The following is a 12,446-nucleotide window of genomic DNA, read 5'->3' as shown; positions in this document are numbered from 1 at the left end:
CTCCGAAGAAATCATTTCGAGGTTCATCGTTCGACTTGCATGTGTTAAGCACGCCGCCAGCGTTCGTCCTGAGCCAGGATCAAACTCTCTATTAAATGTTTGATCAGCTCTCGCTGACTTTATTTTTTTCACCGAAATTGTTTGGTTGTACTTACTCAAAAGTTTTTTACACTTTTCACTTGTTTAGGTTCTTTGCACTCGCTTTGAGCGACAACTATTTAATAGTATCACTATTAAAATATATTGTCAAGCACTTTTTTAAACTTTTTTAAAAAAACTTGCTTCTTTTCGAAGAATTTAAAAAGGCACTTCCTTGAGTGCCTAATTATATTAACAAGTTATTTCCATCTTGTCAAATGTTTTTATTATTTTCCTTGTTTTAATTCTTTTTAAAGTTTTCTTATTCTCGTTCCTACTTTATTTATAGTTATTTTAATTTAAAGTCGAAGCCCTGTTCTTTAATTACATTTAATATAAGCGTTCTTTTTTCTAATGTGTTTTCAAATCTCTGTATCAACTGCTCACTAAATGAGTCCAGTGGTTTGTCTTTTTGTCTAAGGTCATAGTATGTTTTCATCTCTTCGTCATAATCTATTATCTCTTCCAGGTAGTTGTCGAAGATTTTGTATTCGTCTTCAAAAAATCTTAAATTCATGTCCATTCTTGGTTTTAGCATTGGCTCTTGATTTGGATACCCAAAGGCAACTCCAAGTACAGGAAAGGTATATTTCGGAAGTTTTAAAATATTTATAATCTCTTTGCTGTCATTAAGGATTGACCCTAAAAATACTCCACCCATATTTTTTGATTCTATGGCGTTCATTAAGTTTTGTGAAGCAAGGGCTGCATCGGTAAAGCCTTGGAAAAATTTTTCCATGTCGTAGGCCTGTTCATAGCTCTTTTCTGTTTTTTCTTTTACTATTTCATTGTTTCTGTAGCAGTCCACAATGAATATAAAAAGTTCTGGCGCCGTTTCTACATAACTTTGCTTGCAGACTTCTGCTATCTTTTTTCTGTTTTCCTTATCCACCACTCTTATTACTGAATAGGATTGTACTCCGGTGCTAGTGGCTGTCCTTTGTATGACTTCTTTAAAAATATTTAGGTCTTCTTTTGATACCTCTTGGTCTTTAAATTCTCTAATGCTTCTGTGTTTAAGTTGATGTTTAATTGTTTCGTTCACTTTACTTCTCCTGTTATTATTACTGGTAAGCTAACTTTTTCGTCAAAGTCTTCGCCTTTAAAGTTTCCATATACTTTTATGTTTTTAAAGCCCACTTCCTGCATTATGCTAACAACTTCATCTTTTAATAGCGGAAATAGTATTTCGTTATTTTCTATTATTAGATCGTTAATTGCCAGTGTGGTGTTAAATCTTATATGGTCCTTCTCTTTAAAGTAGTTTCTATAAAATGTAAATTTATCATTTTTTATATCTGGAAGGCTACCTAGAAATCCATTTTCGTTTTCATTTTTCAAAAATTTTTCAAAGTTTATAAATTGTATTACAATTCTTCCTTCGAAGTTTATTCTGTCATAGGACTTTTGTAAAAATTTTTTTATTTCATCATAGTCTTTTAAGTGAGCTATGGAGTTTCCAATGCAGTAAAGCAGGTCAAACTTTTCATCTATTTCGTCAAGGTCTAGCATATTTAATTTTATTGCATCTAGGCCTTTTTCTCTTGCCATTTCTACAAATTTATCGTCCAAATCAATCCCCAAAACTTTTACACCTTTTTCTTGAAGTGCCTTCATGACTTCTCCTGTGGCACAGGCGATGTCCATTGCAGTTTTAGGATTACTCTTCATTAAAAAATTAATTTTTTCAGCTCCTACAGGAAATATTTGTTCATAGTAGTTTGCTATTGAAGTATAAAATTCACTCATATTCTCACCTCTAGTATGTTATACCCAATAAAAAAGTAGTCTCGGTTTTTCCGAAACTACTCACTTTTTATTGTAATGATTGTGCCGCAGTTATAAGGGCAATTTTATAAATATCTTCTTCTACACAGCCTCTTGAAAGGTCTGATATTGGTTTGTTAAGCCCTTGTAGAATTGGTCCTATGGCTTCATAGTTTCCAAGTCTTTGTGCAATTTTGTAACCGATGTTTCCAGATTGTAGGTCTGGGAATATAAATACATTAGCATGTCCTGCAACCTCTGAACCTGGGGCCTTCTTCTTTGCAACCACAGGTGAAATTGCTGCGTCAAATTGCATTTCTCCATCTACTACTAAGTCTTTGTTTAATTCCTTTGCAAGTTTTGTTGCATCTGCCATCTTAGTTGCAAAGTCGTGCTTAGCAGATCCCTTTGTGGAGAATGAAAGCATTGCAACTTTAGGATCTAGTCCAAATAGCTTTGCAGTTTCTGCTGAACAAATAGCAACTTCCGCAAGTTGTGAAGCATCTAATTCGATGTTTATTGCAATGTCTGCAAATACATATAGCTCTTCATTTGGTCCAAGCATAAGCATTGCACCACTTGTTCTTGAAATGCCCGGTTTTGTCTTTATTATTTGAAGCGCTGGTCTAACTGTGTCCCCAGTTGAGTTTACCGCTCCACTTACAAGTCCTGAAGCCTTTCCAGTATGAACTAGCATAGTTCCAAAGTAATTTGGAATCTTAAGCATTTCTTCACATTCTTCTTTTGTATTCTTGCCAGCTCTTCTCTCTTCGAGGGATTTAAGTAACAAGTCTTTTTCTTCGTAGTTTTTCATGTCAAGTATTTCAATTTTTGAAATATCCAGTCCATTTTCACTTGCAACTTTTTTTATTTCATCAACATCTCCCAGTAGTATTGGATGGATGATGCTTTCTTCTTGAAGTCTACTTGTTGCATTTAATATTCTTAAATCTTCCCCTTCAGGAAAGACAATTTTTATATTTTTTCCTTCTATTTTATCTTTAACATTTTTAATTATGTCCAATTTAATCTCCTTGTTTTAATGCCATTTCTAAAGACGCCTTCTCTTCTTCCGACAAATCTTCCGAAACCTTTCCTCTTTCTACCACCTTAGAAAAAGTTACTGAGTTATCTCTGCCATAAATACTTGTAAGTATAACTCCATTGTCCTTTCCATCTAAAAGTACAAGGGAGAAAGAAAGTCTATTTCTAAGTTCAGGAAAGGCGTCATATCTAACGTATCCAACTTTTTGAACGGTTTTAGTTATAACGGATTCCAAAGCATCTTGCCTTTGCTTTATCTGCTCTTGGGATATTATAACTTTGTCCAGGTCTTCAGAGTGGGACAAAAGTATCTCTTCAAGGTTAAGCTCTCCTCTTCCTCTTAGTATATTGTCGTATCGCCTTTTAAGTCTGTTTATTTTTTTATTTAATTTAAAGATATTCGTAAATGCTATAAACATAAGAAGCGCTAACAATATGAATAAAAAGAAGCTTCCTGTTTGTACTATCGTTTTAAATGTTTCCACTTTTTACCTCATTAGATATGTTTTTAAGAGCCTCAATGCCCTTATCTATTTCTTCGTCGGTATTGAAGTAAGAAAAACTAAATCTCACAGCGCCCTTTTCCTCTGTGCCGATTGTCTTATGCGCCAATGGCGCACAGTGAAAACCTGCTCTTGTGGCTATTCCATAGTCTTGGTCCAGCTTATATGCAAGGGCTGAGGAGTCAATTCCATCAAGGTTCAATGTAACTACAGGCCCCTGTCTTTCGTCAAGTGGTCCGTAAAGTTCAATTCCAGGAATATTTTTTACTCCTTCAATAAATTTATCTCTGTGTTTATTTTCATGTTCTCTTATCTTTTCAAGTCCAGTTTCATTAATAAAGTCTATTCCATATCCAAGCCCTACTATGGATGGTCCGTTTAATGTACCTCCCTCAAGTCTGTCTGGATATATTTTTGGCATATTTAAATCTTGTGAAAAAGATCCAGTTCCACCCTCTACAACAGTTCTTAAAACTCTGTCTGTGTTTATATATAATCCACCTGTCCCCATAGGTCCAAGAAGTGACTTGTGTCCTGGGAAGCAAAGTATATCTATGTTTTGTTTCTTCACATCAATGTCTAGATACCCTACGCATTGAGCGCCATCTACAATGACAAAGATATCTTTTTCTTTAAGAACTTTTATTATTTCATCAAGAGGAGTAATAGTTCCGATTAAGTTTGACATTCCAGTTATTACGCAAAGGTCAGTGTTGTCCCTTATGGCTTTTTTAAAATCTTCTGGATTAAGCACTCCCTTTTCGTCTGCTTCAACTATTGTAAGCTCTATATGACCCTCATCTCTTAAATGAACCAGCGGCCTTAGTACAGAGTTATGTTCTAGTGCAGAGGTTATTACATGGCTCTTTTCTTTATATGCACCTTTAATGGCAATGTTAAGTGCATCAGTACAGTTTTTCGAAAATATTAAGTTTAGAGGATTGTCCCCTCCGAAAAACTCTGCAACTTTTGCTCTGGCAGTAAAGATTTCCCTATCCATCTTTAAAGACATAGCATGGCCACTTCGTCCCGGATTTGCTCCAAAATCTTTCATTGCCTCCATTGTCTTTTCATAAACTATTTCAGGCTTTGGCCAAGAAGTAGCAGCATTGTCAAAATAAATCATTTACTTCATCTCTTTCAATCTATTGTAGCAACTATCCATAAGCTCTTCGTGAAGGTCTTTTAATGTTTCTTGATACTCTTCTAGTTTTTCAACTATTCCGTCTTTGTAATCTCCTGGTTCAATTGATTCAAGGTTTATAATTACATTTAGAAGCACCGCTTCTCCACTGCCATAAAGAAGTGCAGTTCCAGCGCCTTGGTCAGTTATTGCCCAAATATTTCCATATTTTGCAAATGATTCTTGAAGCTTCATACAGTCAATTATTAGTCCACAAGTCTTTAGAGGTACTTCTAGGGCTGTCTTGTATCCCTCTTGCATCTTTTCATTTCTAATTTTCTTTTCTTCAGGAGTTTCTTTTGGTAATTTCATAGCTTCAAGAACTGCGTCAAAGGACTTAGCGTCAGCTTCAACCATTAGCTTAAGCTCTTCAATTTTATTTTCCATCTTAACATAGTCTGCTTTAACAAGTTCTTTTATATCATCGTCTAGCTTTTCAAAAGATTTCTTGCCAAAACTTAAGTTTGCAACCATAAGTGTAAGAGCTGCACCAAGAGCACCAGTATAAGCTACTACAGAGCCACCACCTGGCATTTCAGGTCCCTTAACTTTTTCTAGAAAGTTAACTAAATCCATATCAATATACATATTAAATACCTCCCAAAATTTCTAAAATTCTATCTAAATCCTCATTGCTCATATAGAGGATTTCTATCTTTCCACCTTTTTTCTTAGGTTTTAAATTGACCTTAGTCCCAAAAAAATCCACAAGTCTCTCTTCAATTTCGACTTTGTAAATATCCTTTGGTCTTTTATTTGTTGTTTTCTTTTCAACTTCCCTAACAGAAGACTTGTTTAGTAGTAACTTTTCAAGCATCTTGAAGCGCTCTTTTTCATCCTGTATAGAAAGAAGAGTTCTCGCTTGAGTAGAAGTTATATCTCCCTGTTTCAAATACTCGAGTATCTTAGGGTCAAGCTTTAAAAGTCTAATGGTATTTGCAATATAAGATCTCGACTTGCCAAGCCTTTTTGCAAGTTCCTCTTGAGTATAGTTATATGTTCGTAAAAGCTCTTCGTAGGCAGTCGCCTCTTCATAGGGATTTAAGTCCTCCCTTTGAATGTTTTCAATAACGGACATCTCCATAATCTCTTTGTCCGTAGCATCAATTATCCTAACTGGAACCTTTTTTAGATTTGCCAATAGAGATGCTCTATACCTTCTCTCACCAGCGACAATTTCATATTCTGAGTCTACTTTTCTAACTATAATTGGCTGAATTATACCAAACTCTTCAATTGACTCCTTAAGTTCAAATAAACTATCTTCGTCAAATTCCTTTCTTGGCTGGTCGTGCCTTGGGTATATTTTATCTATATCAAGCTCAAGTATTTCCGAACCTAAATCAGAATCCATCAGGGACTTTTCTATGCTGTCTTGTGGAATAAGTGAGCCTAAGCCTCTTCCTAAACCTTTTCTCTTAGTCATCTAATCACCTGTTATTATTTATTATCTCTTTAGTCAAATCTTTAAAAGCCGCCGCTCCTAGAGAATTTTTGTCGTAAGTAAAAATCGATTCACCGAAACTTGGCGCCTCTGCAAGTCGTACATTTCTTGGAATAATCGTAGAAAACACCTTGTCTTTAAAGTACTTCTTAACTTCCTTTTCAACTTCAACCGCCAAATTATTCCTTCCATCATACATTGTCAAAAGCACTCCCTCAATCTCTAAAGAGCTGTTCAAAGACTTCTTCACAAGATTAATCGTTTCTATAATTAGGCTAAGTCCTTCAAGAGCATAGTACTCCGACTGAATCGGAATTATAACAGAGTCCGAAGCAACAAGGGCGTTTATACTTAATAGTCCCAAAGATGGTGGACAGTCTATAAAGATAAAATCATATTCATCTTTCAAAGACTCTATGGCCTTCTTAACATAAAACTCCCTTTCCTCCATGCTGATAAGTTCGATTTCCACACCTGATAACTGTATATTTGAAGGTATTATATGAACATTTTCGCTTGATGTTTCATGAATTAAATCATTTATGTCATAAGTAGATGATGAAAATAAATCATATATTGAATTGTCTAAATTGTTTTTATCAAGTCCAAGTCCAGAAGTGGTGTTGGCTTGTGGATCCATATCTAAAACCAAAACCTTTTTCCCTCTTATTCCCATGCCACAGGACAAGTTCACAACAGTGGTGGTCTTACCCACTCCGCCCTTTTGATTAAAAATACAAATTGTTTTCATAATACCTTCCTTTCTTAATTTATTATAACATAGAAATAGTGGCTTTTTCAGCTTAAAAAATTGCGCATAAAAAATACCCACCTGCACGGCGGGCATAAAAATTATTTTAAATTATTTAAACTGAAATTTTCATCATAGGCCTTCTGAATTATCTCCGGCGAAAGCTGTGAAGACTTCAAAGCATTCTCATATATCTTTACAATGAGCTCATAGGCTTTGTCTCCTTTTTTTAATTCTGCACAGCTTGATTTTCTTTCTCCATTGTCGTACTCTTCCATATTTAGGACAAGCTCTTCCCCATCTGTTGGATAGTTAAAGTTAATTGATTTATTTTCATGTATAAGAGTGGTGTGTCCAATAAATTCATAGTGGTTGTCCACCTTTACCTTATCAAGCTCTTTGAATAAATCTTTCACATCATCTTCGTGTCCTTCATAGAAGAGTTCAAATCCAATATAGCCCTGTTCCGCTCCAAGAAAATTAAATCTTAGTTCATCTTTTCTAATCTTCTCTGTTGAGATTTTGGAATCCGTAGCACTTACATCCTCGGTAGTATTTACTCCGTCTTTTGAATTTGAAGTGTCAACATTTTTCACATCCTTATTGCAAGATGTAAACACCACCATTAACAAAATTAAAAAACCTATGCTTAGCTTTTTCATCTCTTCCTCCTTGGTAGATTATGCCTCCTCAAGCTTTTTAAAATAAATAATCGTCTTAAATAAATCGCCGTCTATTTCCATATTGAAAACTTCACCTTGCCCTTCCACATATGATAAATTATTTTAAATTATTTAAACTGAAATTTTCATCATAGGCCTTCTGAATTATTTCAGGTGAAAGCTCTGAAGACTTCAAAGCATTCTCATATATCTTTACAATGAGCTCATAGGCTCTGTCTCCTTTTTTTAGTTCTGCGCAGCTTGATTTTCTTTCTCCATTATCAAACTCTTCCATGTTTAGGCCAAGCTCTTCCCCATCATTTGGAAAGTTAAAGTTAATTGATTTGTTTTCATGAACAAGAGTGGTGTATCCAATTAATTTATAGTGGTCATCCACCTTTACCTTATCAAGCTCTTCAAATAAATCTTTCATATCATCTTCGTGGCCTTCATAGAAAAGTTCAAACCCAATATAGCCCCGTTCCGCTCCAAGATAATTAAATCTCAGTTCATCTTTTCTAATCTCCTCTGTTGAGATTTTAGAATCCGCATTACTTACATTCTCTGTAGTATTTATTCCGTCTTTTGAATTTGAAGTGTCAACATTTTTCACATCCTTATTGCAAGATGTAAACACCACCATTAACAAAATTAAAAAACCTATGCTTAGCTTTTTCATCTCTTCCTCCTTAGGATATTATTATTTTTACTCCTCGAACTTCTTAAAATAAATAATCGTCTTAAACAAATCGCCGTCTATTTCCATATTGAAAACTCCACCTTGCCCTTCCACAAATGATGTGGCAATGGAAAGTCCTAGGCCATTTCCTTCGGTGTTTCGAGATTTGTCCGCCCTGATGAATCTCTGTTGTAATTCTTCTGGTGAGATATCCAGTTCAAACTTGGAAATATTTTTAAGTGTAATTCGAATCTTGTCACCGCCATCGTCCAGTGTTATATACACACGGGTATTGTCCTGTGAATACTTTAATATATTTGTAATTAGGTTTTCAAATACCCTATAGGTCTTTTGACCATCCAGTAGACAGTATATCGGATACTCCGGCTCGTTTAGTATAAGTTTCATTCCCTTTTGGTCAAACTCATCTCTAAATTCCCCAGTAACCTGGTTTATAAATGCAACAATATCTATTTTTTCTTTATTGAAATGAATAGAGTTACTTGTAATCTTACTGATTTGGAATAAATCTTCAATAAGATTATTTAACTTCGTTGCCTTTTCATAAATAATATCAACATATTCTTCCTTCATCTCTTCAGGAGTGTCTTCTTCCTTAAGAAGTGACGAATATGAAATTATAGATGTTAGTGGGGTCTTTAAGTCGTGACTTACATTTGCAATAAGGTCGGTCTTTAATCTCTCCGCCTTAACCTTTTCTTCTACAGATTTATTTATATTGTCTCCAATGGTGTTGAAGTTCTTTGCAATAACTTGGAAGTGCGGAATATCTTCGTCTACTTTTTCATCGAAGTTTCCCTCTGCAATTAGACTACTTTGTTTATTTATCTTTGAGATGCTCCTTGACCACGTATATATTACCTTGCCTATTATATATGCGATTGCTGGAGTAAGAAGCCAGCTAACTTCAAGAGTTTGTCCAATTAACATAAGAATTAAAAATATTGCAACTATGGCCACAATCTTTCCTAATGAATACTCTCCAATATCTCCTTGAAGTGTCTTTATCTTCTTGCTTAATTTTTTTACGCCAACTTTAGAGTAGTCCTTTGTTATTGAAAACCCATTTACAATAAGTGAATTTTCTAAAAATCCCTCTTTAAATCCATTCCTATAGATTAATTTGATTTGAAGAATAATGGATCTTTCAATTAATATAACAGCAAATGAAAAAAGCATTAGGGATGCCATTGACGAAATGTAGCTAATGTTTATAAAGTTTATATCTCCAAACCTTACTGGATAGTTAAGGCCTACTCCCGATATTAAAATCAGACCAACCCAAAATAATATTTTTATTTCAATTGGCGTTTTTCTAAACGCCCTAATAACTGGAAGGTTTTTATATTTATCAAAATCGGAAAAGGAATCATAAATTAAAAACAATATTGCCATGACTGCAATTCCCGGTAAAAATCCATAGGAAAACACAAGTTTTGTCGGGTGTTTTATAATCGGATTGTTTTCGTATTTATCCTTTGTCATTCCAATGTTAAAACTTTCTAGCTTTGCCGTCTTATACTTAGGTGTTTTTATATTTACTCCCACCACTTCATTGCCGTCATCTGCGTAGATATATTCAATTTCCGATTCATTGGAGCCTTGCATCTCGTGAAATTTTTTGTCGTTAAAGTCGGGGCTACTTTTAGGAATATATCTGGTCTGGTTTTCGTAGATGGTATTACTCATGTAGTTATTTACAATTGGAATAATCGCTTTTTTATATTCCTTCTTTAGCTCCTTGCCTTCGAAGACAAGCTTACCGTCTTTTATATGGCCCTTTGACAAAAATACAAAGTCGTTGTCGTTATAGTAGGACTCAAATCCGTCTATGGTCTTTTCTTTTATATTACTTAGCACAGAGTAGTCCTCTGGCTTTGCATCTTCAGGCATCTCTTCTCCACTACTCACTTTTTCAATGGGATGACCCATTGAGTCGGAAGGGTAAAAGTCGCCATATTTAAAGTAATAGTCGATAAACAAATCGGTGTTGTAGTAGTCGCCCATATAGTTACCGTATTCTTTGTTATCAGTGTAACTTCCGAAACCATTATTTAAATAGTATGGAATAACTTCATCTTCACTGAGTTGTCCATAATTTTTATAGAAAAAAATTCCCGTCCCAGTTGATATGGCAAGTATTAAAAGAGCCACGAGCATCCTCTTTAAAACTAACTTCATATCCACTTTGAAATTCATTTCTTTATCTAGATTAGCTTGCTTCAAATTTATAACCTACCCCCCATGCAACCTTTAGGTACCTTGGATTTTTAGGATCAATCTCTATCTTCTCCCTAATTCTCCTAATATGTACCGAAACGGTCTTCGACTCAATTGCCGGTTCGTTCCAAACCCTTTCGTAAATTTCGTCCATTGAAAATATCCTCCCTGGGTTTGACATAAGTAGCTTCAATATATCAAACTCAATGGAGGTTAGATGAACCTCACGTCCATTTATTTCAAGAATTTTTTTGTTTAAATCTAGCACTGCATCTGAAACTTCAATTTTGTCATCGTTATTTTCATCTTCAGTGTATCTATAAAATCTTCTTATGGCAGAGTTTACCCTTGCCACTAGCTCGTTGGCATTAAAAGGCTTTGTAATATAATCATCGGCGCCGATGTTAAGTCCATTGACCTTGTCCTCTTCCTCCGACTTTGCAGACAGAATTATAATTGGCACATAGGTGTCCTTACGAAGTTCCCTTATGGCTTCTTCCCCACTCATAAGCGGCATCATCAAGTCCATTATAACTAGATGAATATTTTTTTCTTCAAAAATTTTTAGAGCTTCAACTCCATTATATGCATTAAAAACAGTATAACCTTTGTTCTCCAAAAATATTTTTATGGAGTTTCCTATACTCTTGTCATCTTCACAAACTAAAATATTGTAATTTATCATAAAATCCTCTTTCTGTCTTTGATACTTTAATTATACACAATCTCTATCCAAGAAAGATTCTTTTTACCCTTTTCTCCAAAAACTTGTGAACTCTTATTAGGAGATGTAATCTTAGAACTATTTATTTTGTTGTCCTTGCCCATAACCTTTGTGCTGTGTTTGTACTTGCATACAAACCTTGAAATGATTTTATCGTTGTCGATTCTATATTCCCAATTTGAAACAAGGCTCGCCATATCAAAATTACTTAAGTCCTTCCCCGGTTCACAGTCGCTATTTGTAATAAGCTTTCCATTTTTAATATCCTTTACAACAAGCTCATCACCAGGCTTTAATTTTACATATGAAAAATATTCTCTTCCATCATTGTCGATTCCCTTTAAGCACCACTCATCCTTGCTTTCTAAGTCCTTTAAGTTAAAGTAGTAGTTCTTAGAGTGGTCTATTTTATTTTCCCTAACATCAGACAAAATGCTTGCCCAATTTCCATTATATAGTCCAATGTTTTTGAAATTTACAGAAGTTCTATTGTTTACAGTTAAATTTGCATCACTAGGCCTATCTTCTTCATTGCCATATAGCATATAAGATCCAAAAAGAGTTGAACCAATTATCAGTAAAAGTAATAATGTTTTTTTCATAACCCTCACTCCTTATCATTACTTTGATTTATTTTTCTTCCTACTATAATTATACAATCCAATTATTTCAAAATTATTACATAACTATTACAAAATTCTTACAATTTGAAAAAACAATTAAAACTTTAATGTTTTTTATTATTATTTATGACCTCTTCTACAAAATTTATTTCTTTGCCTATCCTAAAAATTTTTAATTTTTAAGCCTTCTTTTTTACCAAGCTTTGTTTAAGTTGTCTATGCAAACGCAAATACTTTTATATTTAAGAATACTTTTTAGAACCATTTTGAAATCGACTTATTTCTACCTTCTCACCACAAAATTTAACCATAACAGTGCTTTTTATCTTAAAACATTCCGCCTACCCATCCCGTCAACTTAATTTTAATTTTTTAGTTGACAGGCTGCATTGTCAAGAGAGTGTATTGTTAGAAAATAATTTATGAAACTAAGTAAGAAGCATATCAAAACATAAATTGGAATAGAAATTTAAATTAAAAAGGAAAGTAAGACCGTTAAAAAAACATTTATATTTCTATTTTCTTGAATCATGTCACTAACTATCATATTTTTCATTCACTTCAATACCTATGACACTTTCCACCAAAATATTCCGCCTACCCATCCTGTCAACCTAGTTGTAACATTTTAGTTGACAGGTTTCCCCTGTCGTGGGAATATAATATAAAGAGATGGACTGTGGAAGT

Annotated in this window: 13 protein-coding genes and 1 rRNA gene; all 14 read right to left on the bottom strand. The window is 34.2% G+C overall.

What is annotated here, in order from left to right; translation table 11 throughout:
* Positions 1 to 95: ribosomal RNA gene (locus tag WKS98_RS06930) — 16S ribosomal RNA — on the bottom strand; the annotation flags it as partial.
* A 332-nt stretch (positions 96 to 427) separates the two neighbouring features.
* Positions 428 to 1,183, bottom strand: a complete 756-nt coding sequence (locus tag WKS98_RS06925; RefSeq protein WP_498918065.1) for a nitroreductase family protein — start codon at positions 1,181 to 1,183, stop codon at positions 428 to 430.
* Entirely contained in the window at positions 1,180 to 1,887 is a 708-nt protein-coding gene (locus tag WKS98_RS06920; protein WP_498918063.1) for a class I SAM-dependent methyltransferase, read from the bottom strand. The genes WKS98_RS06925 and WKS98_RS06920 overlap by 4 nt, the downstream gene beginning before the upstream one ends.
* Before the next feature lie 67 nt (positions 1,888 to 1,954).
* Complete coding sequence (gene pta, locus WKS98_RS06915) at positions 1,955 to 2,929, bottom strand: phosphate acetyltransferase (RefSeq protein ID WP_498918061.1); 975 nt, start codon at positions 2,927 to 2,929, stop codon at positions 1,955 to 1,957.
* A gap of 1 nt (position 2,930) precedes the next feature.
* Positions 2,931 to 3,434, bottom strand: a complete 504-nt coding sequence (locus WKS98_RS06910; RefSeq protein ID WP_498918059.1) for a DUF4446 family protein — start codon at positions 3,432 to 3,434, stop codon at positions 2,931 to 2,933.
* The gene (locus WKS98_RS06905) at positions 3,421 to 4,578 is read right to left on the bottom strand and encodes an aminotransferase class V-fold PLP-dependent enzyme (RefSeq protein WP_498918057.1); all 1,158 of its coding nucleotides are present in this window, start codon (positions 4,576 to 4,578) and stop codon (positions 3,421 to 3,423) included. Before WKS98_RS06905 ends, WKS98_RS06910 begins: the two co-directional genes overlap by 14 nt.
* Positions 4,579 to 5,223, bottom strand: a complete 645-nt coding sequence (locus tag WKS98_RS06900; RefSeq protein ID WP_498918056.1) for a cyclodeaminase/cyclohydrolase family protein — start codon at positions 5,221 to 5,223, stop codon at positions 4,579 to 4,581.
* A gap of 1 nt (position 5,224) precedes the next feature.
* On the bottom strand, positions 5,225 to 6,061 hold the full coding sequence (locus WKS98_RS06895; RefSeq protein ID WP_498918055.1) for a ParB/RepB/Spo0J family partition protein: 837 nt from the start codon (positions 6,059 to 6,061) through the stop codon (positions 5,225 to 5,227).
* A gap of 4 nt (positions 6,062 to 6,065) precedes the next feature.
* Entirely contained in the window at positions 6,066 to 6,830 is a 765-nt protein-coding gene (locus WKS98_RS06890; protein ID WP_498918053.1) for a ParA family protein, read from the bottom strand.
* A gap of 101 nt (positions 6,831 to 6,931) precedes the next feature.
* Positions 6,932 to 7,492 carry a hypothetical protein gene (locus tag WKS98_RS06885; protein ID WP_498918051.1) on the bottom strand — a complete coding sequence of 187 codons (561 nt, stop codon included), beginning with the start codon at positions 7,490 to 7,492 and terminating at the stop codon, positions 6,932 to 6,934.
* A 118-nt stretch (positions 7,493 to 7,610) separates the two neighbouring features.
* Positions 7,611 to 8,171 (bottom strand): hypothetical protein, encoded by a 561-nt coding sequence (locus WKS98_RS06880; protein ID WP_498918049.1) that lies wholly within the window; start codon positions 8,169 to 8,171, stop codon positions 7,611 to 7,613.
* A gap of 27 nt (positions 8,172 to 8,198) precedes the next feature.
* Complete coding sequence (locus WKS98_RS06875; RefSeq protein WP_498918048.1) at positions 8,199 to 10,418, bottom strand: sensor histidine kinase; 2,220 nt, start codon at positions 10,416 to 10,418, stop codon at positions 8,199 to 8,201.
* The gene (locus WKS98_RS06870) at positions 10,405 to 11,097 is read right to left on the bottom strand and encodes a response regulator transcription factor (protein WP_498918046.1); all 693 of its coding nucleotides are present in this window, start codon (positions 11,095 to 11,097) and stop codon (positions 10,405 to 10,407) included. Before WKS98_RS06870 ends, WKS98_RS06875 begins: the two co-directional genes overlap by 14 nt.
* Before the next feature lie 26 nt (positions 11,098 to 11,123).
* A complete protein-coding gene (locus WKS98_RS06865) occupies positions 11,124 to 11,738 on the bottom strand; it encodes a hypothetical protein (RefSeq protein WP_498918044.1) in 615 nt (204 codons plus the stop codon).
* Between the last annotated feature and the right edge of the window lie 708 nt (positions 11,739 to 12,446).

It is taken from the genome of Lagierella sp. ICN-221743, from assembly GCF_037890055.1.
In the GTDB taxonomy this organism is placed as follows: Bacteria; Bacillota; Clostridia; order Tissierellales; family Peptoniphilaceae; genus Mediannikoviicoccus.
Note: the sequence above shows the minus strand (reverse complement) of the source record. Positions and strands in the feature narration are given on the sequence as shown.